Here is a 24,100-nt window from a genome sequence, read left to right as displayed (position 1 = left end):
TCTAAAAAACCATGAATCAACCAAAATTAGATAACACGGCATTAATGAAAAAGGCTTTAGTAGAATTACGCGAAACTAAAGCCAAATTACAATTATTAGAAAAAGCCAAAAATGAACCTATTGCTATTATTGGGATGGGTTGTAGATTTCCTGGCGCTGATAACCCCGATGCTTTTTGGCAACTTTTAAAAAATGGTATTGATGCTATTACAGAAATTCCTCAAGATAGATGGAATGTTGATGATTATTATGATGCAAATAAAGAAGTCCCCGGTAAAATTTACACCCGTTATGGTGGTTTTGTAGATAAACTAAAAGAATTTGAACCTAGTTTTTTTTCGATATCTCCTAAAGAAGCTAAAGCATTAGATCCTCAACATCGCTTACTTTTAGAAATTACTTGGGAAGCATTAGAAAACGCCGCAATTAATCCCCAACAACTAGCTAAAACTCAAACAGGTGTATTTATAGGAATTGCTAGTAATGATTACTCTCAACTTTTATTAAATCAAGATACTAGCGAAATAAATTCCCATTTTGGTACAGGAAATTCTCATAGTAGTGCTGTGGGAAGAATCTCTTATATTTTAGGTTTACAAGGTCCTAGTTTAGCGGTAGATACTGCTTGTTCTTCTTCTTTAGTTACGGTACACCTAGCTTGTTTAAGTTTGCGAAATGGTGAAAGTGATATTGCGTTAGCTGGGGGAGTAAATCGCATTATTACACCAGAAGTAACAGTGAATTTCGCCAAAGCTAAAATGCTTGCTCCCGATGGAAGATGTAAAACATTCGATAATAGCGCTGATGGTTTTGTGAGAAGTGAAGGTTGCGGAATTATTGTTCTTAAAAGACTCTCTGATGCTATTAGAAATAATGACAATATTCTCGCAGTAATTCGCGGAAGTGCAGTCAACCAAGATGGTCATACCAGTGGTTTAACAGTTCCCAGTGGACCATCTCAACAAGCCGTAATTCGTAAAGCATTAGAAAGTGGTGGAATTAGTCCCGAAAATGTTAGTTATATCGAAGCACATGGTACGGGAACTGCTTTAGGTGATCCCATTGAAGTTAATTCTTTAGGTACGGTTTTTGGTAAAAGTCACACTTTAGAAAATCCTCTAAAATTGGGTTCAGTAAAAAGTAATATTGGCCATTTAGAAGCTGGTGCGGGAATTGCTGGTTTAATTAAAGTTGTTTTACAATTAAAACATCAACAAATTGCCCCTTCTTTACATTTTCATAATCCTAGTTCTTTCATTAATTGGCAGAATTTACCAGTGCAAGTTAATACTAAATTTGTTCCTTGGGAAATTAATCCAGATGTGCAAAAAACCCGCGTTGCTGGTGTTAGTTCCTTTAGTTTTAGTGGTACAAATGCCCATATAATTTTAGAAGAATTTACTCCAGAAACTCCAGCGCAAAATTCTATTCAACGTCCTTTTCATGTATTCACAATTTCTGCAAAAACTGAAAATTCTTTACAAGATTTAATTACCAGTTACCAAAATCATTTATTAGCAAATCCTCAATTAAACCTAGCAGATATTTGTTTTACTGCTAATACTGGACGGGCTCATTTTAATCATAGAATATCCATAGTTGCTGATAGTAATGATGACTTAATTACTAAATTAAAACAGTTAGAAAATAATCGAGAAATTGAAACACCGAATATTTTTTATGATCAAATTCCTACCAATGGTACTACTCCTAAAATAGCATTTTTATTTACTGGCCAAGGTTCCCAATATGTGGGGATGGCTAAACAATTATATGAAACAAATGCTGTTTTTCGTGAATCTTTGGAACAATGCAAAGAGATATTAAAACAGTATTTAGAAATACCTTTGTTAGATATTATCTATTCTCCATCCTCAACCACAAATAACTTAATTGATGAAACAGTATATACTCAACCTGCGTTATTTGCCATTGAATATTCTTTAGCACAATTATGGAAGTCCTGGGGTATTAAACCCGATGTGGTTATGGGTCATAGTGTGGGAGAATATGTAGCAGCTTGTATAGCAGGTATTTTCAGTTTGGAAGATGGTTTAAAATTAATTGCCCATCGCGGAAAGTTAATGCAAAATTTACCACCAACAGGTGAAATGGTATCATTAATGGCAGCAGAAAATCAAATTAAACCACTTTTAGCAAAGTATGATGATCAAGTGAGTATTGCGGCTTTTAATGCTCCTGAAAGTGTAGTAATTTCTGGTGATAATGCTGCTATTTATGATATTTGTGAAACTTTAACAAAACAAGGAATTAAAAGCACTAAATTACAAGTTTCCCATGCTTTCCATTCTCCTTTAATGCAGCCTATTTTAAATGATTTTAGAAAAATAGCTGCGGAGATTACTTATCATAAAGCTAAAATTCCTGTTATTTCTAATGTCACAGGAAAACGCGCTGATGATAATATTACCAATGCTGAATATTGGGTAAATCATATCATTGCCCCAGTGAGATTTTGTCAAAGTATGCAAAGTCTTTTTAATGAGGAATATGAGGTATTTTTAGAAATAGGTGCTAAACCAATTTTATTAGGTTTAGGAAAGCAATGTTTACCTGCTTCTTTACCCGAAAATTATGGTTTATGGTTGCCTTCTTTACGTCCTCAAAATGCAGATTGGCAACAATTATTACAAAGTCTTAGTAAGTTATATCTACAAGGCGTTACTATTGACTGGTTAGGTTTTGATGCTGGTTATTCTCGTTGTAAGTTGGAATTACCAACTTATGCTTTTTATAGAAAATCTTTTTGGGTAGATATCGCTGAGAAAAAACCACAAATACCATTAATATCTACTACAAATGGTAATGGTATGAAATCTAATCATCCTGTACAACCATTAGTTACTGCCAATAATACCACCAATACACCAGTAAATATACCAGTCAATACACCACAAGTAACACCTAAAGTAAATAGAAAGATTCCTGAGAATTTATTACAGCAACAATTAGCTATTATGTCTCAACAGTTAGAAACTTTGAGAATTAATAGGTTGAGAAATAAAGGACAACAACCAATTCAACAAACAATAAATCCTCCTATTCCAAAAGTTCCAAAAGTAGAAATCCCTAATTTAATTGCCTATTATAAACCTAAAAATGCGGCAAAATTGAGGTTATTCTGTTTTCATGAATTGGGAGGTTCTGCTTATGTATTCCGTGACTGGTCAGATAATTTACCCCTAGAAATTGAAGTAATTCCCATTGAATTACCAGGAAGAGAAGGAGAAATTAAAACTACTGTTTTTACCAATTTTATAGATGTTGTGGAATCTTTAGAATCAGTAATTTGTGGTTATTTAGATAAACCTTTTGCTTTTTGGGGAACAAGTTTAGGGGCGTTTATTGGTTTTGAACTAGCACATTTATTAAAACAAAAATATGGTGTACAACCTGTAAGTTTTTATGTGGGAGGTGCTTTAACTCCTGGTGCTTTAATGGCAAAAATGCCTGAGTTATCAAAACTTTCGGAAGATGAAATTCTCAGACAATTTTTATCTGTTTCTGGTGTTCCTGATGCTTTAAAATCTGATGAATATGTGATGAATATTATTTCTAGTAGGTTAAGGGCAGATATTAAGATTTTGTTGAGTTATAATCAAAAATATTCTCAAAATCGGCCTCTAAATTGTCCTATGTTTGCTATTGGAGGTTTAGAAGATACGGAAATTACTCCTGAAGAAATGGCTAAATGGAGTGCATATACTACTAATAATTCTCAATCTTATATGGTTAGTGGTAATCACGGTTCTTTTTTGAGTAATAATTTACAATTTGTTTGGGAAAAGATTGCTTTGGGTTTAAAATGATTTATCAGTAATTTATCAGATACCCGACTTTTTCAAAAACAGATCTTTATTTATTCGTCCTGATGGTACTGTTGGTTTATTATCAATCTTGATAAATCTTGGAGAATTTCAGATACCGGACTTCTTAAAGAAGTCCGGTATCTAATCAATTATATTCCTAATTACCTAATATGTTAAATGAATCTCTGGAAACATCCCCTCGGTTGCAACGCCGTTTACCTAATCAACGTTGGCAAATTTATCCTTCTTATCCCCAATTATCCCAGGAATTAGCTACTTTAAATAATATCTCTCCCATTATTGCCCAATTATTAATTAATCGCGGTTTAGAAACTCCTGAAAATGCCCAAATATTTTTAAATCCTGATAGTTTAAATTTACCTTCTCCTTTTGACGATTTCCCTGATTTAGCTATCAGTGTGGAATTATTAGAAAATGCGATCGCTAATAATTCTAAAATTGCTATCTGTGGAGATTATGATGCAGATGGTATGACTAGTACGGCTTTATTATTACGCAGTCTTCGCGCTTTAGGCGCTAATGTAGATTATGCTATTCCCAGTCGGATGAAGGATGGTTATGGCATTAATAACCGCATTGTTCAAGAATTTTATGATGAAAATGTCCAGTTAATTCTCACTGTTGATAATGGTATTTCTGCTTTTGAACCTATTAATAAAGCTAAGGAATTAGGCTTAAAAATTATTATTACTGATCATCATGATATCCCGCCAAAATTACCTCCTGCTGATGCTATTCTTAACCCTAAATTAATTAATGAATCTTCTCCCTATCGTGGTATTGCGGGCGTGGGAGTTGCCTATATTTTAGCTGTTTCTATCGCTCAACAATTAGGGGAAATTAAGGGTTTAGTCGCTCCTTTATTGTCTTTATTCACCTTAGGTACGATCGCTGATTTAGCCCCTTTAACTGGTGTTAATCGTCGTTGGGTAAAACGTGGTCTAAAATATTTACCAAAGTGCAGTTTACCAGGCATTCAAGCCTTAATTCAAGTGGCTGGAGTCCAAAGTAGTGATACGGGAGAAACAAATTTAACCACTCCAAATAATCAACATAATAATCAAACATTAAAACCGGAAGATATCGGTTTTAAATTAGGTCCAAGAATTAACGCTATTGGTAGAATTGGAGATCCCCAAATTGTTATAGATTTATTAACTACTGATGATCTGGGTATTGCTTTAACAAAAGCTATGCAATGTGAACAAACTAACTCGGAAAGACAGCGTTTATGTGAAGAAATTGAACAGGAAGCGATCGCTATTGTAGAGGAATTATATGTTAAATCATTACCACAGGATCGCGTGTTATTAATAATTAAAGAAAATTGGCATCATGGAGTAATTGGAATTGTCGCTTCTCGGTTATTAGAACGTTATGGAGTTCCGGTTTTCATTGCTACTTATGAACATGATCATATTATTCGCGGTTCTGCTAGAGGAATACCAGAATTTCATGTTTTTCAGGCTTTACAATTTTGTGATGACTTGTTAGGTAAATATGGTGGTCATCAAGCCGCAGGAGGTTTTTCTTTACCTGCTAATAATTTAGATGATTTTCGGTTAAGATTATCAAAATTTGCTAATCAATGTTTAGAAATTCACCATCTAAAACCACTTTTAAAAATAGATACCCAAATTAATTTACATGATATTAATTATCAATTATATCAAGAGTTAAATGTTCTCCATCCCTGTGGAATAGATAACCCTGATCCCATATTTTCGACAAATAATGTTCATGTATTAGAACAGCAATTAGTGGGAAAAGGTCATATTAAAGCTCATATTAAATTTACTGTAGTTCAAGAAAATAAAGACCAACCAATTCAGGGAATATTTTGGCGATCGCGTGACTATTTTCCTTTACCTCCACGTATAGATATCGCCTATAAACTACGAGAAAATAATTATAATGGTAAAATTTCTGTTGAATTAGAATTAATAGGATTTAAGTTACCAGATTATATCATCCAACTTTTTAGTCATCCCAGCAAATTACCAAACGTAAAATTTGAACATCACCAAACTCAATATAGTTGTGGTATTTATAATAATGGAGTTACTAACGAGTTAAGAATTAAAAATAGTCAAGGCAAAGTATTAGTTATGCAACCAGGAGAAAAAACAGGTTTATTGGGTTTAAGTCGAGAAAATGCTAAACAAGTCAACTTATCTCAACCTCAGTATGATGCAATTATTCAAGCTGCTTTACAAGCCTTATTAACAGCAGGTAATGAATAGTAATTGGAAAACAGGACATACCCATCACCAATTACCCATTACCAATCACCTAATTATAGGTTGCCGTTGCGAAATGCCAACAAAAAGATTACCACAGGTCCAGCAATGACAATTAATGCTAAACAGGTCAATTGAAAAATTACTTGAAAGTCAATGTTACCTAAGATACCGGTTATTGCGTCCATTTTTACTTTGATCCTCCCAGGATTAAAAAAAATTGCTAAAAAATTGGTAAAAATTTAATAGCTAGTTGTTAGGCTAATTACAGAAAAATCTATCATATCTGGCCACAACTTCTCAAATTTAATTTACTTCAATTTACTTCATTTACTTCAATTTACTTTACAAAAGTATAGGAATCTTAAACAAATGGCAACTTGGCAATGTGTAAAGAATTGTGGAGCTTGTTGTAACTTGACTCCCAGCGATCGCCCGGAATTAGAGTATTATCTTACACCGCCCGACTTAGAAAAATATTTAAGCATGGTAGGAAAAGATGGATGGTGTATTAACTTTAATCATGAAACGAGAGAATGTCGCATATACGATGATCGTCCCTTATTCTGTCGTGTTGAAGAAGAAACATTTATGGATATGTTTGGGATCGAACCAGAAGAGTTAAATGATTTTGCCATAGATTGTTGTCGTCAGCAAATAGAGTCAAATTATGGCGATCGCAGTTTAGAAATGATTAGATTTAATCTAGCTGTGGGAATATAGGTTAACAGTTAACTATTAAATCTACTATATATCAAATATCAGTAAAGATGCAAAAGTGTTTTTACTGATAACTTTTAATTAATTGATAACCCTCAAACAAGATGATCTGGTTCTAAAACACAAGGATACTGAGAATCACCAGTTTCCACCTGAATAGTACAATGTTTAATACCAAAATGGTGATCAAGTTCTTGAGAAACTTGCCATAAAAAAGCATCTCCCAGATAACCTTGAGGTATTACCAAATGCACCGTTAAAGCAGTTTCAGTGGTACTCATTGCCCAAATATGCAGATCATGAATTTTCACAACTCCAGGACGCTCCATTAAATAACTTTTAACAGCACGGGGATCAATTCCCTCTGGGACTCCATCTAATGCCAAATTTACAGAATCTTTCAGTAAATCCCATGTACCAATTACTACAACTACCACCAAAATTAAACTTACCAAAGGATCAAGCCATAACCATTGAGTCATTAAAATAGCAATACCCGCTATAACAACACCTAAAGATACTAGCGCATCACCAGCCATGTGTAAAAATGCTCCACGAATGTTTAAATCATGATTTCGTCCAGAAGCGAACATAATAGCAGTTATTCCATTAATTATAATTCCTATGCAAGCCACACCAATCATAGTTATACCAGATACAGGATCAGAATCATTAAAGCGATAAATAGCTTCCCAAGCAATAGCGCCCATAGATAAAAGTAGAATAATGGCATTAACTAAAGCAGCTAAGATTGAAGAAGCGCGTAAACCATAGGTATAACGATGACTAGGAGGACGATGGGCAAGGGTACTAGCGCCCCAGGCCAGGATCAGTCCCAAAACATCACCCAAATTGTGGCCAGCATCAGCAAATAAAGCCAAAGAATGTGCTAAATAACCATAAAGTGCCTCAACAATTACAAAGCATATATTAAGTATTCCACCAATAGCAAAAGCCCGATTAAATTTTGTAGATTCGTGTCCATGACTGTGGTGATTATGGTGATGTCCATGTTTATGGATATGATGTTCGTGATCGTGTTTTTGTTTCATACAATGAAAATTAAAAAATATCAAAACTCAACAATTATTCTGGATCAAGTCACAGGAAAAATTTAGTCTAGGGTGCATCAGATAGGATAAATAATGTAAATAACATATTATTGATATCTGACGCACCCTACTATAAATTTATGTGATATTGGTAAATTATCACAAATTTTACAGTTATTTTTCATCTACCAAAAATCAGTAACTTCATATCCTAATTCAGCTAACATTTGTCGAAATAATGGCAAACTTAAACCAATCACATTACTATGACAACCCTCGATCTTTTCTATAAATAAACTACCAAAACCTTCCAGTGCAAAAGCTCCTGCACATTTGAGAGGTTCACCAGTATTAATATAAGCAGAAATAGCGCGATCGCTCATTTTGCCAAAATAAACCCTAGTAACTTGACATTTAATAACCTGGGAAATTTCGTGATTACTAGTATTATCAATTAAACAATGTCCCGTATACAAATCACCAAAATTACCCTGCATAAACTTCCAACGATTGATAGCATCCTCCGCATTTTCTGGTTTACCATAAATTTTACCATCAAAAGACAAAACCGAATCACAACCCATAATTAAACATGATGGAAATTGAGAAACCACAGTTTGTGCTTTACATTGAGCTAGAGTATTAACTAACTCCTGTGGAGCAGTAATATTAATTTGAGATTCATCAAAATCACTAGCACAAATAATAGGTTTAATACCCACAGTTTCCAATAACTTTTTACGTGCTGGGGAAGCAGAAGCCAGGACAAAATTAGGAATTTTCATCATGATAAACAACCTTAAACAATCGTAGTATAGGCATCTTGCCTGTTATTAATACAGATATTTTACCTGTTATTTTATGATCATATTTGATCAATAATGTAGCATAACAGGACTTACACACAACAGAAAGAAAGTAGGGGTAATTCATGAATTAACCCTACTTTTGTTGCCTTTTACGTAAGTCTTGATCATACATCAAGCTATTCCTCACAAGCATAAATCAAAGGTGATAAAGGACCTATTTGTTCTTGTCCATTAACCGCCAATTCACTATGGCACAAAAACAACTTTTCATCAACACGAGATAACAAATCATGAATAATTCTTTCTATTCTGTGTGTTTGGGCTAATTCTTCATTTTCAGCCGTCCAAGGTACACCTAACCTATGTCTTAAAAAGAAATTTGCACCGTATAAAGTAGCTGATCCTCCCTGACCCCAAAGAGGAGAACCAATATCTAGCCAAAAATGCCAGCGATGTTGTTTTTTATTAGCACGATATTGAAAAATTGTCGCTAGAGTTATGGCTTTTCTACCATTACCAATAGGGCGTAATGGATAGGGATTAGCGGTAATAGTTCCTTGTTGTAAAAGTTGAATAAATTCGCCAATTGTTTTGCTAATTGTTTGAGGTGTATGTAAAGAGATTAACTGATGATCTGTTTGTTTTAATCTAGTATCTATTTCCCAATAATGCTGGGAACTTTCTAATAGTTCTCGCAAAACAGAAAGAGTTTGATAAGAAGGATTTTTATCCTCACAGAAAAACTTCTGCATCCCTTCATATATTAGGAATACAGGTGTTAATAAAAGTCTTTTTTGATCAGGAGATTTGTGCTTTTCTATCCATCCTAAAATATCTTGATAAGCCTTACTAGCAGCATAACCAATTCTATCCCATCTTTCAAAAGTTTTTAAAGGTAATAAATGGGGATTTTCGGGATGGGGAATAAAACAATGATCAGCTATTAAACCAGCGCGTACTGGATCAATACTTGATGCAGAAAATTCTTGTTCATCTTCATCTTGTATTTTTTCCTGACTTAATATGACTAACATTTGGGCAACATCATCTCGATTTACTAATCTTCCTAATCCCGGATAAATTAAGGTTAATAATGTTAGTAATCCCCTAACTACCGGAGAACTAATTAATGGTAATTGTTCATTTAAAGAGTGCACATCAATCTTTTGTTTACCGAGAATTTCCAGGAAAGTATAACGAGCGATCGCATCTAGACCAGGGGCAATAATCGCTATTTCTTCTGGAGAGACTTGACCAGATTTCACACCATCAATAATAATATCAGTCGTCTTTCTTAATAACTGCGATCGGGAAATAGTTTGAATAGATTTTACACAAGATGGTAAACTAGCAAGGACATTATTATTAATTACTAAATCTATCATTGGTCGAGTTAATTCTAACCTTAAACTTTCCCTAGATGGAATCATTAAATGTTCAATTTGACAACCTTCATATTCAGATAATGTTTGTAAATATTCAGGATCAGCACCTAAACCCAAACGTACCGCACCATGACAATTATAGCTAAACGCCCCTACTGCATCATTATTTAGCAAAAAATCGAATAAATCCTTAGTAATAGCGGGATAATCATCTACATCATCTGCTACTATTGCCCAATAACGATTTTTTAAACGTTCCTGATAACCACCATTAGGTAATAAATACTGATCATAAAGTTCAGTAATCAAAGAATAGGTTAATAAACCCTTGCCTAAACACCAATTTCGCCAACTTAGTAACAAACTTCCCACAAATTGAGGATCTATATTAAAGGAATAATCTACTAAAGCATTGGCTAAAACACCGCTAATTTCTGTACAAGGAGTACCACTATAAGCTGCTAATTGCCATAAATCTAACATCCTTCTTACTAAACGGTATTCACTCATACTCACACACCGTAAAATTTCCGTATCTAAACGAGAACGCCAGAATTTTGTAGCTAATTCCTGTTCTGTTTCCGGACGTAATCTTACTGGAAATTGTGCTTTTAATCCTAATGATTCCACTAATAATGGCCAAAACAAAATTACCTCATCCTGAAAAAAACCTAAAGGCGTTTTACCACGAATGGGATATTTTCCTGCTGTTTTGTAGAGAATTTTATCAACCAATTCTCGACGATTATCGTCATTAGCTGCTAATAGTAAAATACCAGATTCTCCATAGTGTAAACGAGAAGTTTTAACAGAACTTTTCACATTGGCAAAATTTTGTTGATTATGATACCTTTTAGGATAAGATAAATCAGCATTTTCCACCCAATGACAAAATTGATCTACTAAACGCGAAGTTTTTCCACTTCCACTAGTACCAAAAATCCAAAAACAATCCTTAACCATACGTTTTGCGTTAAATTAAGTTAAATTAAGTTGAATAATCAGAGAATAGTCTTCCATGCTGAAAAATACATTCTTCAGTCAGAAAATATACCCTTTCCTGCTGTCTGCTTACAGATGGTATTTACTAACACCAGAACGAGCTTTAATAGAAGCATATCAAGCAGCTATTAAAATCAAAGAGATAGAAGATCAGCATTTTAATGGTAATAAAATAGACTCTCAATCAACTAACTATAGTCCTAGTGTACTAGAATATTTTCAAGGAGACTTAAGAACATTATTGAAAACCATAGAAATGCGATTAACAGAGTTTAAAGCGAGTCGTTGGTTTGCCAATGAGTCTAAACAAAAAGCAGCAATAAAAGCAAATATAACCTATTCCAGTGCAGAAATAATTTTAGAAAAATTACAGTTCATAGATGAAATTACGGCTAAATACACAAATAAATACATAGGGCAAAATGAGCAGAATGTCAATTCTCAAGTTGTAATTATTCCTAAAGATTTCATTGAAAATACCCAAACTACACGGAAAAAAACTATTACTAATTCCCCTAATAAACCTAAAGGGAAAGCTGACAGTACAGGAATTTTACCCCGTTCAATTTTAAGTACAATTAGCAGATTACAAGTAGAACTAGATCCGGAATCTGAAGAAGATGTAGTTAAGAATTTTCGTCAATCTCAAAAACGTAGTGTATTAGCAGTAAGATTTATTTTACTGTTAATTATTGTGCCGCTATTAACACATCAATTATCAAAATTAGTGATAGTTGGACCTTTAGTAGATCATTTTAGAAAACCAGCAGCAGACCAAATTTTTCTCCATGAAGAAATGGAAGAAGAAGCATTAATGGAATTACAAAGATTTGAAGAAAAAATTAAATTTCAAAATTTAATTATAGATGCACCTCCTTTAGAAGAAAAAGATATAGAACATCAATTAGTAGAAAAAGCCGAGGAATTAGCCGAAAAATTCAAATGGGAAAGTGCTAATGCTGTAAAAAATGTATTTGCGGATATGTTTGCTGTTTCTGCTTTTACCTGGTTATTATTAGTTAGTAAGTCATCTATTGCTGTTCTTAAAGAGTTTTTTGATCATGTGGTCTATGGTTTAAGTGATAGTGCCAAAGCATTTATTATCATTTTATTTACTGATATATTTGTAGGTTTTCACTCTCCTCATGGTTGGGAAGTAATTTTAGAAGGGATATCAAGACATTTAGGTTTACCAGCAAATCGTGATTTTATTTTCCTATTTATTGCCACATTTCCCGTGATTTTAGATACCATCTTCAAATATTGGATTTTCCGCTATTTAAACCGTATTTCTCCCTCGGCTGTGGCAACTTATCATAACATGAATGAGTAATAAATAAAGATCCCCGACTTCTTCAAGAAGTCGGGGATCTGAACATCTTTTTAAATTAGTTTTAAATTACAACTTTTAATTACCATGAATAAGCAAAAATTTACTTTTCAATTTACTCAGTTTACTATAGGCTTACCTGTATTTTTATCTAGTTGGTTAAGTTGGGTAACTCCTCTAAATTATCAAATTCAAATTCTGAATGAAATTACTAAGATGATTCCTCCAGAATGTCAATTAAGTAAATGGAATTTACCAATTTTACCTAATGAGAAACAAGAAAAACCAAAACCAGAAAAACCTCCTATATTGATTTCCAGATTACCAGTTACCTGTTGTGAATATGATAGTTCTTGTTTGGATAATGCCATTTATGAAAAAGATCGGCAACAATTATTAACGGCAATTGATTATAGTTTAAAATATCTCCAAACTGGCCGGGCTGTCAAGGCTTATAAAAGATACAATGGTACAGAAATTAGTCAAGAAAGAGTAATTAAAAGTTTGTTGAGATTTCGGGAGATTGTATTAACTACAAAATCACCTTTAGAATTACAGCAAATGATCGACAAAGAGTTTGTTTATTATCAATCTGTGGGTAGAGATAATCAAGGAACTGTGTTATTTACAGCTTATTATGAACCAGTTTATGTAGCCAGTCGTCAACGGACAAAAGAATTTATTTATCCTGCTTATCGCGCACCAAATGATTTAGGTTCTTGGGCTAAACCTCATCCTACCAGATTAGAATTAGAAGGGGCAGATGGTTTACAAGGTAGTAAGGGAAAATTAAAGGGATTAGAGTTATTTTGGTTTAGAGATAGACTTGAACCTTATATGATTCAAATTCAAGGATCGGGAAGATTAAAATTAACAGATGGTACAGAAACAACTATTGGTTATGCAGGGAATACAGCCTATAGTTATACTAGTTTAGGTAGGTCATTAGTAGAAGATGGAAAATTTGCGTTAGAGGGGTTAAATATGCCTAAAATTTTGGATTATTTTCGGAAATATCCCCAAGATTTGAATGTTTATATTCCCCGCGATCGCAGTTTTGTCTTCTTTCATGAAACTCATGGTAGACCAGCCCAAGGTTCTATTAGTGTACCTGTGACTCCAGAACGTTCTATAGCTACGGATAAATCTTTAATGCCTCCCGGTGCATTAGCATTAATTCGCGCTCCTTTTCCCTATATTAATAATAGTAAAAAGGTGGAATATCGCCTGGTTAGTCGTTACGTTTTAGATCAAGATACGGGAGGGGCAATTAAAGGACCAGGGAGGGTAGATTACTTTTTAGGAACCGGTAAAGATGCGGGAGAAAGGGCAGGTTTAACTGTGAGTAATGGGCAATTATTTTATTTATTGTTGAAAGGTAAATAGCTATGATTTAGGGTGAGCGATCGCGTAATGTACCTTAATCAGATTAAGATTCTGGGGTGAGGTTTAGACCTCGATAAACTTGTTCAATGGGGAAGCTGAGATTGATACTTTTTAGTTCAATAGTGTCACCTTCTCCATAATTAATAATCATCCATTGTCCCACATCATTTTTGTGATATAAATCTATTTCCATCGCAGTGGAACTAACCAATAAATAATCTTTTAAGACGGGATTATTTTGATACATTCTGAATTTGCCGCCTCTGTCATAGGCTTCAGTAGTTTTTGAGAGAACTTCAACAATTAAGCATGGGTAGGTAATATGTTCGGTTGTGGTTTTATCCCGATCATCGCAGGTAACGCTGACATCTGGATAGGTGTAGTTATTTGTGCCAGCAATATTAACTCTTAGGTCTGAAGTCGCGGTGTCGCAGCCACTCCCTTCTAAATGACTAGTAAATAATGTGATGAATCTAGCACTAAGTAAGCTATGATTTTTGCTACCGCCGCTCATGGCGTAAATTTGACCGTCAATCAGTTCGTGTTTTTCTAGTTGCTGTTCTTCCCAAATGAAATATTCTTCGGGGGTTAGGGTGGCGAAATTTTCTTTGGCTGCGATCATGGTTCCTTACCTCCTAAAGAGCTTTCCTTTTTTTCTTGTTCGGCTAAAGAATTACAGATTAAAATCAGAACTTCTTTGAAATAAAATATCACCATACTGAATATTGTTTTAAAAATCGGGAGATGGTACAGAAACAACCATTGGTTATGCTGGTAATAGTCAACACTAAGGACGTTTGAGTTAATTTTTCAATCACAATTGATTGACAAAGTGCTTGAATTTTGTTTTTTCCACCAATATCAAAAAATAGGTGTAGCCATTCATCCGAGTCAAGAGAAAGGTTTTCTATCCAAGGGGAGGGACTGACTTTACCCCAGCCAATAATTGTATCAAGATTAATGGGCATTTTCTCTAATTCATTAGGCATAGAATTGAGTTGTATATCAAGCCGAATACAGGATTTTAGAATGAGTTTTAAAGGTTGTTCAGTGGTAGCAATTTCAGAAGTTGTGTTACTTGAATTGAGTTCCCAATAATAGTTGACATTGAGGATATGATTGTATGGAAATTGCCATCCCATTGATAGCAATTCTGCTTCAGTAAAGTCGTACTCTTGCCAGATTTCTTCAAACTTCATAATGTTCGAGTTATATTATAGCTCAGTGAGGTACAATTCGTCAGAATCAAACGCAGATAAACGCAGATAAACGCAGATATTTTTGTACCTCATTAGACTAAATACTTAGTGTGCTAAAACAGACATTTTAATTCTTAAAGTCTTGCCGTATAAGGACTATATCTCAATCTATCTGCTGATTCGACATAAATTTGATATTTCTTCTTTGTTACAAATTCTGTAACAAGAATCCAATTTAGATCACACTAGTATAAATTATTAAAAATGCCAAAAACCTCCGAGTCATCTGTGTATGTTATTTAAAGATGTGCGAGATTATCAAATACTATTTTTGAGCTTGTTTCTATTTTTGGGAATTGGTACAAGAGATTGGACATTACATTTAGAATTAATTGTAATTGCGATCGCCACTTGTATAATTACTCAACTGCTATTTTCTATCATTCCTAACCACAATAAACCACTATCAATTAATATTCGTAGTCCCTTAATTACATCCTTGGGATTAAGTTTATTATTACGTGCCGATCATTGGACAACAATGGTATTAGCTGGATTTATAGCGATCGCTAGTAAATTTATTTTCCAAATAGGCGAAAAACATTTTTTTAACCCAGCCAATATTGGTATTATTGCCGCATTAACTTTCACCTCCGATGCCTGGGTTTCTCCTGGACAATGGGGGGAAGATTGGTGGTATGTACTATTATTTTTAGGTACAGGAGGAATCATTTTACAAAAAGTTGGTAGATGGGACACAACCTTCGCATTTTTGGGAACTTATGCCCTATTAAATGCTATCCGTAATTTGTATTTAGGATGGACATGGGACGTTTATTTTCATCAATTAATGAATGGATCTTTACTATTATTTGCCTTCTTCATGGTGACAGATCCCCGATCAATTCCTAACGCCCCCGTATCCCGCATAATTTGGTCTGTATCCATAGCCATGTTAACCTTCATTTTACGCACCTATTTCTATATTCCCACCGCCGTATTTTGGGCATTATTTAGCCTATCACCATTAACGATTATTCTCGATTATTTTTGGTTACAAAAACAATTTTCTTGGACAGAAAAAATTAAAAATACCTAAAGGAATTATCATGAAAATCCGCCTATTTATCCCTCTCATTGCCATAGTTTTATCATTACTTTGTTTCACACCAACAGCCTGGGCATTTTGTGGATTTTATGTAGCCAAAGCTGACGCAAAATTATATAATAAAGCCTCTCAAGTAATTATTGCTAGAGATGGCGATCGCACAATATTAACCATGGCCAATGACTTCCAAGGGGATGTTAAAGATTTTGCTTTAGTTGTTCCCGTTCCCACAGTTTTAAAAAAGGAACAAGTCAAAGTAGCAGTGCCAAAAATCATCGAAAGATTAGACGCATTTAGTGCGCCCAGATTAGTAGAATACTTTGATCCTGATCCCTGTGCCCCAGACATTTATGATAGAATGACACCTTCTGTTGGTGCATTACAAGAAAGAAGCAATGAAATAGGAGAAGAAAAAGCCGGAGATCGGAATTTAGGAGTAACAATAGAAGCTAAATTTAACGTCGGAGAATATGATATTTTAATCCTCAGTGCTAAAGAATCAGGAGGATTACAAATATGGTTAAACCGCAACGGTTATAAAATACCAAAAGGCGCAAGTGAACTATTAAAACCCTACATTCGTTCCTCTATGAAATTCTTTGTAGCTAAAGTCAATCTGAATCAATTTAACGCATCAGGATATCAAAATCTTCGTCCTTTACAAATCTCCTATCAATCGCCTAAATTTATCTTACCCATTCGTTTAGGCATGATCAATTCTACCTCGGAACAAGATTTAATAGTTTATATTTTGTCACCTAAAGGACAAGCAGAAATTACCAATTATCGCACTGTAAAAGTTCCTTCTAATGTGAATATTCCTGTGTATATTAAAAACGAATTTGGGGACTTTTATAAATCCATGTTTCAAACTTCTTACAATAAAGAAGATAAAAAAGTAGGATTTTTAGAATATGCATGGGATATGGGTAGTTGTGATCCTTGTTCTGCTGAACCATTAAATAATCAAGAATTAGAACAAGCAGGAGTATTTTGGTTAAAAAATAACAGCAGTAATCAACCAGTTTCTCCTCAATTTCGTTCGCGTTTTCCTAGTAGCAATAACGTTTTTATTACCCGGTTACACGTGCGTTATAGTCGTAACAAATTCCCTGAAGATTTAATTTTTCAAGAAACATCAAATCAAGAATCATTTCAAGGACGTTATATATTACAACATCCTTTTACTGGTAATCTTCAATGTAGTGCAGGTAAAAAATATCAACGTTCATTAAGAACAAGATTTGAAAAAGAAGCCCAAACTTTAGCTAATCTTACTAATTGGAATATTCAAAAAATACGCCAAAAAATGAAAACTACTATGAATATTCCTGATCTAGATGTTGTGAATGTAGCTAAAAATCTATTATGGTGGTATAGATTTTTAGGCTGGTTAGGAATAGCAAGTTAGCAAAACAAAGGAGTGCAAGCATCTTGCTTGCATTCTTCATATCCTAATTCTTGCACAACGGTTTTTCGCTAGTAGTAACCTTAATATTAGACTCCAAATAATCATGTAACAAATCACAATTATGTTGTAACAGACGATCCAACTTAATATCAGATAAACTGCGTAAAATTAAATTTCCTGTACCACTACCAGCAGCAATGATTTTACCATCAGGACTAAAACTCACACCAGTAATATTTTCTGCATCACCTTTTAAAGAAATTAATAAAATGCCATCTTTATTCCATAATCTGACTTGATCATCATTACTAGCAGCAATAGTTTTACCATTAGGACTAAAACTCACACTAATAAAACCATCACCATCACCTCGTAAAGTTTTTTGTAATTCCCCATCACGACTCCAAATCTTTACCGTACTATCGAAACTTGCAGAAGCTAAAATTTTACCATCACTAGACCAAGCCACACCATTAACAACACGAGTATGACCAGTTAAACTTTTAACTAATTTCCCATTTCTTGACCATAAATTGACAGATTTATCATCACTAGCTGATGCTAATAATTTACCATCTGGGCTAAAACTAAGCCAATTTATAGTTTTACTATGACCTTTTAATGTACTAATTAAAATTCCTTCCTTAGTCCACAATTTAATGGTGGTATCCTTACCAGCAGAAGCTAATACTTGGCCATCGGGAGACCAGGCTACAGTTAATACTCGATCATGATGTCCAGACAAAGTTTTTAATAAAGTACCCTCTTTACTCCATAATTTGACAGTTTTATCATGACTAGCAGAAGCAATCATATTACTATCAGCAGACCAAGCTACACCCCAAACTTGATCTTTATGTCCTTTTAATATCTTAATTAATTTACCTTCTCTATTCCATAATTTCACAGTTTTATCTCTACTACTAGTAACTATCATTTTACTATCAGGACTAAAATCAAGACTAGTAATCCAATCAAAATTAATTTTAGGATCACGTAAAATGATATCATCCACACGCCAAAGTTTAATAGTTTTATCACGACTAGCAGAAGCTAATGTTAAACCATCAGGACTAAAGCTCACAGCATTTACCCAATTACTATGTCCTTTTAAAGTTCTCACAACACTGCCATTCACAGTCCATAGTTTCACCGTTTGATCAGCGCTACCTGAAGCAATTATCCGCCCATTACCAGAAAAACTTACACTAATAATACCTTCACTATGTCCAGATAAAGTATTAATTAAATCTCCTTGACGACTCCATAATTTAATCTTTTTATCTAAGCTACCAGAAGCTATAAGTTTACTATTAGGCGACCAAGCTAAACTTAAAACGCTGTCTTGATGTCCCTGTAAAATATTGAGTAATTTCCCTGTTTTACTCCAAAGTTTAATAGTATTATCAGCTTGACTAGAAGCAATAACTTCTCCATCTCCAGACCAAGATACACATAATACTTCATGTTGTAGATTGATAGTTTTAATTAATTGACCTTCTCTACTCCAAAATTTGATGGTTTTATCATTACTAGCAGAAACAATGGTATGACCATCAGGACTAAAACTCACACTATTTACTTCTGCTTTATGACCATAAATAGTTTTAATTAATTTCCCTTTTCGTGTCCATAATTTAATAGTTTTGTCCGTACTAGCCGAAACTATCATTTGACTATCTGGACTAAAAATTACACTGTTTACTATTCCTTCATGTCCTAATAAAGTCTTTTGTAAATTACCATGAACATCCCAAATATTAATATTCATATCATTACTAGCTGATGCTATTAAGGATTTATCGGGACTAAAATTGATCATATTTACCCCTGATACATGACCTTCTAAACGGTTACGTTCTTTAACTCCATAAACGGCTTGATATAATGCGGTAAGTACATTTTCTTTGGTACTGTTATTTACCCATAGAGTTTTTTTTAGTTTTCTACCAGCTTTTAAACTGTCTGCAAGGGCATCAATTCCTTTTTGGGAAGCAAATAAAGCATCACTAGAAGCACTTAATGTTTTCATTTCACTATCATTAGTCATTAATATGGAAATACTTAATCCAAATATAGCTATTAAACAAGCCGTCAATGCTAATTTTAAGGACATATTTAATCTAGCATCACTTATTCTTTGTCTTTTTTGACTATCTGCTAATTGTGCTGTTAATTCTTTCTCTTTCAGTTCTCTTCGTAGATTTTCAATTTCTCTTTGACTTTGTTCTTCTCGTTTGCGTAATTCTCTTAATTCTGTCAATAAGTCTACTCCTTCTTGATAATCATAAGTTTGTGATGTAGTGTAATTTTTGGTTGTTCTCAACTCAATTTTTAAACGTTTAATTTCCTCTTCACTGTTTTTAACTTGATCTCGTAATTTATTAATTTGTTTTTGTAGTCCTGATTCTTGCTGTTGTAAATAACGAATTAAATGTACTAAATAATCATGAATTAGTTGATAACGTTCAGGAGTAGTAGGAAATACCACTACTAACCCAGAACGGACTAATATTTCTAAAACTAATTCCAGATTACCACTATTTTCTAATTCGGTTAATTGGGTAGCTAATTCTTCTAAAGTTTTATAGGGTCTTTTGTTACTTTCGTCAGTTAATAAATATAGTACTAACAATGCGGTGGCTTGATTTTCTACTCCACATTGTTTAATTAATTGTTTGATGTATCTTTCAATGAGTTTATTTGGCCGGTAGGGTTCATATTCTGCTAAAGTTGTGATATTTTCATTTTGTAATTGTGCGCCAGCTAATTGTAATTCAATGGGACGGATTTCCCCCAATTCCCCAGCTAGATCTGTGACTAAAGCATCAATTAAGTCTGGTTCTAATTGTAGTTTTGATTTGGGAAAATTTTGGGAGCGTTGGGTAAGTTCTTGAATAAGTTTTCTGGCGTTTTCTGGAGAAAAGTTATTCAGTTCATAACGAATATTTTTGTCTAAAATATTGTTATTAATTGCTTCTAACTGTGAGAGATGTTGAAATTCTAATAATCTATGTAAATAGTCTTGTCGTAAGGTAAGAATTACTTTAACAAAGGAGATATCTAAACAATTACAGATGAATTTATCAAAGGTTTTTTTTTCGTTGATGTCTGTACAACCAAAGAAAAATTCTTCAAATTGATCGAAAATTAAGACCGTAATTAAATGATTATCAGCATTTTCCCGCAGTTGTTGTAAAATCATTTCTCTAGTTGCTGCTGTGGAAATTTTAGCTAAAGATTCTGAGGTAATCTTGATAGTATTTTGTAAGGGTAATAGGGCTTTAACCAATACTTTTCCTAGTTCTTTGATCCAATCTGTATACACTTGTAATACTATGGGGACGGCAATTTGATCGCCTATGGCACGGTTTTGTAATGCAGGTACTAAACCGGCGGTAACTATGGAACTTTTACCTACTCCAGATGGACCATGAATTATTGTTAATTTTTGATCACTACGACTAATTCTCGCTATTAATTTATTTACGTCATTTTCCCGCCCTGAAGCTGTTATTTCTAAGGCTATACTATTGTTACTAGATGAGTTAATTAAGGTGGGGTTGCTGGTGTGTCTTTGAGGTTGTAAACGCCCTGCACCAATGAAGGCACGAAAGCCATATTGTTGTTCTACAGAATAGCGTTTTTGTTTAATAATATAGGCTTCTAAATAGTGATGTGAGTAAAAATATAGCGATCGCAAAATATGTAAGGTGCGAATATAACGATGGGCATCATATTGATGATCACTATTTTCTAAGGCTATGGGCAATTTTTCTCTTGCCATCAGCAAATATTCTGCTGCTACTTGATTATGTCCAATATTTTCTAAAGATTTAGCTAATGTTAATAAATAAATTTGTTCTAGTAGCAAAGGAAATAAATAGTTACAAAAATCATCAGTATTTGCCGCTTCTTCTAACTGTAAAATTGCTATATGTGCCAAAATACTAGCTTGCATCCAGCGTAAATTTTGGGCAGCTATTTGAGCTAAAATACCATAGTCATAAGCTATTTCAATTTTACTACCATAATCTTGATGCAGTTCTAAGGATTTTTGGGTAACAATGCGTAATTCTACCCAAGATTTTAAATTATATAAAACTTCAATTAATTGACCTATAAATTTAGATACTAAATCTCTTCTGCCGGCAACTTCAAAACTTTGTAAACATTGCTCAAAATAGGTTTTAGCTGATTGCCAATATCTAACTTTCTCTATAGGTTCTCTTTCTGATAAACGACAACAACATAAACCAACATATAACAGTAAAACTGCTTTTCTTAACTCATAAAAATGTGAATCTTTAAGTTCTAATTTTCCTTTTTCTCTATCCCAAAATTGTAAACTTTCCTGAAAATTAGCTAAGGCGGTTTTGATTTGATCATTGACATAATTATCTATACCAAAAATAAATTGCACCTTAGCATTTAATTCTGGATTGATACTCACACCAATAATCTCTAATTCTTTCAGGGCATAATGCACTTCATAGCTATTTACCCATTCCTGTTTTAAAGTGGCATAATTTCCTGGCATATAATGATTATTTAAAAATTTAGGAAATAAATTTTCTGTTTCTTGATTCAGAAAATGTAATAATCCTAAGCCTGTCATTTCAAATCTAATTGGTGTGGCTGCCCAGCTTGCAAAATCTGGCGCAAACCGCAACAATTTTTGCAACATTTCATCATTTAGCCATAAAATTAAGGGTATTTTAAACTGCTTGCGAAATTCATCTCTTAATTGATTTATAGAACGCAATAAATCATCAATTCCCTGGACAGATTCAAAACCTAAAATCATTAATGTTTCAGGTTGTTCTACTGTCATTTGGGATTGAATTGCAGTATATATACTTTTAGTGTCTTGCTGTAAATTAATGATTTGGGTTTTGTCTTTTTTCCAGCCCACTTCTACTAGTTGTTGTAATACTAATTCTCGTAATAAACTATAATTACAGCATAATAAAATGAGTGAAAATTCATGATTAGAAAAACGAATTGCTCTTTCTAAACTGCGTAAAGACCTACTATTAGCAGAAATTATATCCCTTATTGCGTTGTTTTCATCCATGATTTAAACTTTTGTGTTTCTGCTAGAACTGGATTAATGGCAAACCAAACTCCCTGGTTATCTCGATATTCAAACACAAATAAACTGCGTAATAAAACGTCATATTCTACATTGCCTTTGATTCGTTGATCCTTAATTACTTGTAACAGTAATTCACTTTCTTCTAAATCAAGGGCATTAGCCCGATAATCTCTTTGTCTTTGAATTACTAACTCTACACATTGACGATCAAAGGGAGGATCTTGTTCTCGCAAACAATCAAATAATAGTCCTAATAAATCACGGACGTGGCCACCACTAATTAAACACAATCTATCTAAGGTTTCTAAATGATCAAATATTGCTGTGGTTAAACTTAAGCGTTCATTAGGTAAAAGTGCAGGAAAAGCCCTTGCTAATACCATTTGTCGCATTAATTCTAATCCTTGGGGATCAATTTCTCCTGATCTTTTGCGAACAGGAATCATCGGTAGTACTTTTGGTGCTACACCTCCTCCTAAACGATGTTGTAGTTCGGCGCTATCATTAGAAAATGTTAATGCTAAGGGAATGGTATAAACAACGTGACAATTGAGTTTACGTAATTGTTCTCCGCGATCAATAAACAAGTATTCAGGCAATGATCGTCCAGATGGTAACGGACGAGTTGTGACACGATCTAGGTTATCAACAATTACTACTAATCCTTTTTTACCTTGGGCCTTAAGTTCTAAGTTAGCACGATCTAGTAATTCTGTGTTAATTGATTGTAAAATATTTTCTGTCCGGGGTTCTAAATAATCCCTTAATCTTCTTCTGAGTTGGGGACTTTCTTTTGTTTTGGCGGTAATTTTGGCAATACCTACGGATAATTCTGCTTCTACTCCTAAGTCTATTGGTGTTTGTAAAAAATCCATTACTTCACTAAATAATTTACTAAAGTAAGTCGGTTTAACACGCAATTTCATCGTTTCTAAATTTTCACTGACTAAGCCAGCGATCGCCAATAAAATATCTGTCACATCCACATCAGCCATTTCTAACACATGACTAGATTCAAAATAGACAACATGGAAATTTTGTGCTTCTAATTCGGCTTTCAATCTTAATAACTCTGTAGATTTTCCACAACCTAAATGTCCAGTAAATAATTGACAAGTGGGACTATTAGGAGAAATTCTACTGATAGTTCGCAATAATGCTTCAATAATTTTACCACCGCGAACTGATGCAAAATCAATGTAATATAACCGATCATCATGATTTTCGATCATTAATGGCCGCGAGGGGTTACAGGCCTGATAAAATCTTTCTAAATCAAAAGTCATAAGTATTTAATGAACAAAATTATCTGTCTAATCTATGACTTACACAACTGCCACATTGGTAAGGTTTATCAGATATCAAACATTTATTTATTTGCTTGATTTAAGATTCTGATAGACGCTACAATAGATTTATGATGACACTTATCTAAGTCCTGTAATTTACTCTTTACAGGCAAAAATCAGAATTATCCGCATAAGTATTAGAAAAATATAAAAAAATCAC

Annotated in this window: 15 protein-coding genes; 7 read left to right on the top strand and 8 right to left on the bottom strand. The window is 33.7% G+C overall.

Annotated features, from left to right (window positions below; translation table 11 throughout):
• The first annotated feature begins 11 nt into the window (after positions 1-11).
• Both H6F32_RS01130 and recJ read left to right on the top strand, forming a co-directional pair.
• Positions 12-3,830, top strand: coding sequence for a type I polyketide synthase (locus H6F32_RS01130; RefSeq protein ID WP_190367497.1), 3,819 nt, complete (start codon positions 12-14; stop codon positions 3,828-3,830).
• 170 nt (positions 3,831-4,000) lie between these two features.
• Positions 4,001-6,094 carry a single-stranded-DNA-specific exonuclease RecJ gene (gene recJ / locus H6F32_RS01125; protein WP_190367496.1) on the top strand — a complete coding sequence of 698 codons (2,094 nt, stop codon included), beginning with the start codon at positions 4,001-4,003 and terminating at the stop codon, positions 6,092-6,094.
• A gap of 53 nt (positions 6,095-6,147) precedes the next feature.
• Here the strand turns inward: recJ and psb30 are convergent, their stop codons facing one another.
• Positions 6,148-6,279: a photosystem II reaction center protein Ycf12/Psb30 gene (psb30, locus tag H6F32_RS01120; protein WP_190367495.1), complete on the bottom strand. Its 132-nt coding sequence runs from the start codon at positions 6,277-6,279 to the stop codon at positions 6,148-6,150.
• Positions 6,280-6,463: 184 nt separating this feature from the next.
• Between psb30 and H6F32_RS01115 the strand changes: the two genes are divergently transcribed.
• A complete protein-coding gene (locus tag H6F32_RS01115) occupies positions 6,464-6,814 on the top strand; it encodes a YkgJ family cysteine cluster protein (protein ID WP_190367494.1) in 351 nt (116 codons plus the stop codon).
• A 92-nt stretch (positions 6,815-6,906) separates the two neighbouring features.
• Here H6F32_RS01115 and H6F32_RS01110 read toward each other — a convergent pair whose 3' ends face one another.
• From H6F32_RS01110 to H6F32_RS01100, 3 genes are all read right to left on the bottom strand, one after another.
• Complete coding sequence (locus H6F32_RS01110) at positions 6,907-7,863, bottom strand: cation diffusion facilitator family transporter (RefSeq protein ID WP_190367493.1); 957 nt, start codon at positions 7,861-7,863, stop codon at positions 6,907-6,909.
• Between the two features lie 185 nt (positions 7,864-8,048).
• Complete coding sequence (locus tag H6F32_RS01105; RefSeq protein ID WP_190367637.1) at positions 8,049-8,648, bottom strand: nucleoside triphosphate pyrophosphatase; 600 nt, start codon at positions 8,646-8,648, stop codon at positions 8,049-8,051.
• Positions 8,649-8,848: 200 nt separating this feature from the next.
• Positions 8,849-11,020: a recombinase family protein gene (locus H6F32_RS01100; protein ID WP_190367492.1), complete on the bottom strand. Its 2,172-nt coding sequence runs from the start codon at positions 11,018-11,020 to the stop codon at positions 8,849-8,851.
• A gap of 55 nt (positions 11,021-11,075) precedes the next feature.
• Here H6F32_RS01100 and H6F32_RS01095 point away from each other — a divergent pair, with 55 nt between their 5' ends.
• Together H6F32_RS01095 and H6F32_RS01090 are read left to right on the top strand one after the other, a co-directional pair.
• Complete coding sequence (locus H6F32_RS01095) at positions 11,076-12,392, top strand: proton extrusion protein PcxA (protein ID WP_190367491.1); 1,317 nt, start codon at positions 11,076-11,078, stop codon at positions 12,390-12,392.
• A gap of 84 nt (positions 12,393-12,476) precedes the next feature.
• Entirely contained in the window at positions 12,477-13,775 is a 1,299-nt protein-coding gene (locus H6F32_RS01090) for a murein transglycosylase A (RefSeq protein WP_190367490.1), read from the top strand.
• 43 nt (positions 13,776-13,818) lie between these two features.
• Here the strand turns inward: H6F32_RS01090 and H6F32_RS01085 are convergent, their stop codons facing one another.
• Together H6F32_RS01085 and H6F32_RS01080 are read right to left on the bottom strand one after the other, a co-directional pair.
• Positions 13,819-14,397 carry a Uma2 family endonuclease gene (locus H6F32_RS01085; protein ID WP_190367489.1) on the bottom strand — a complete coding sequence of 193 codons (579 nt, stop codon included), beginning with the start codon at positions 14,395-14,397 and terminating at the stop codon, positions 13,819-13,821.
• Positions 14,398-14,485: 88 nt separating this feature from the next.
• Positions 14,486-14,974: a hypothetical protein gene (locus H6F32_RS01080; RefSeq protein WP_199294433.1), complete on the bottom strand. Its 489-nt coding sequence runs from the start codon at positions 14,972-14,974 to the stop codon at positions 14,486-14,488.
• Positions 14,975-15,266: 292 nt separating this feature from the next.
• Here H6F32_RS01080 and H6F32_RS01075 point away from each other — a divergent pair, with 292 nt between their 5' ends.
• The gene (locus tag H6F32_RS01075; RefSeq protein ID WP_190367488.1) at positions 15,267-16,073 is read left to right on the top strand and encodes an RnfABCDGE type electron transport complex subunit D; all 807 of its coding nucleotides are present in this window, start codon (positions 15,267-15,269) and stop codon (positions 16,071-16,073) included.
• Between the two features lie 10 nt (positions 16,074-16,083).
• Positions 16,084-17,493, top strand: coding sequence for a DUF2330 domain-containing protein (locus H6F32_RS01070; RefSeq protein ID WP_190367487.1), 1,410 nt, complete (start codon positions 16,084-16,086; stop codon positions 17,491-17,493).
• A 43-nt stretch (positions 17,494-17,536) separates the two neighbouring features.
• On the opposite strand, the gene H6F32_RS01065 is transcribed toward H6F32_RS01070, so the two are convergent.
• Together H6F32_RS01065 and H6F32_RS01060 are read right to left on the bottom strand one after the other, a co-directional pair.
• Positions 17,537-22,570 (bottom strand): eIF2A-related protein, encoded by a 5,034-nt coding sequence (locus H6F32_RS01065; RefSeq protein ID WP_190367486.1) that lies wholly within the window; start codon positions 22,568-22,570, stop codon positions 17,537-17,539.
• Entirely contained in the window at positions 22,549-23,877 is a 1,329-nt protein-coding gene (locus H6F32_RS01060; RefSeq protein WP_190367485.1) for a P-loop NTPase fold protein, read from the bottom strand. The genes H6F32_RS01065 and H6F32_RS01060 overlap by 22 nt, the downstream gene beginning before the upstream one ends.
• Positions 23,878-24,100 lie beyond the last annotated feature (223 nt).

Source organism: Anabaena sp. FACHB-1237 (assembly GCF_014696225.1).
In the GTDB taxonomy this organism is placed as follows: domain Bacteria; phylum Cyanobacteriota; class Cyanobacteriia; order Cyanobacteriales; family Nostocaceae; genus FACHB-1237.
This window is presented reverse-complemented; position numbering and strand designations above follow the sequence as displayed.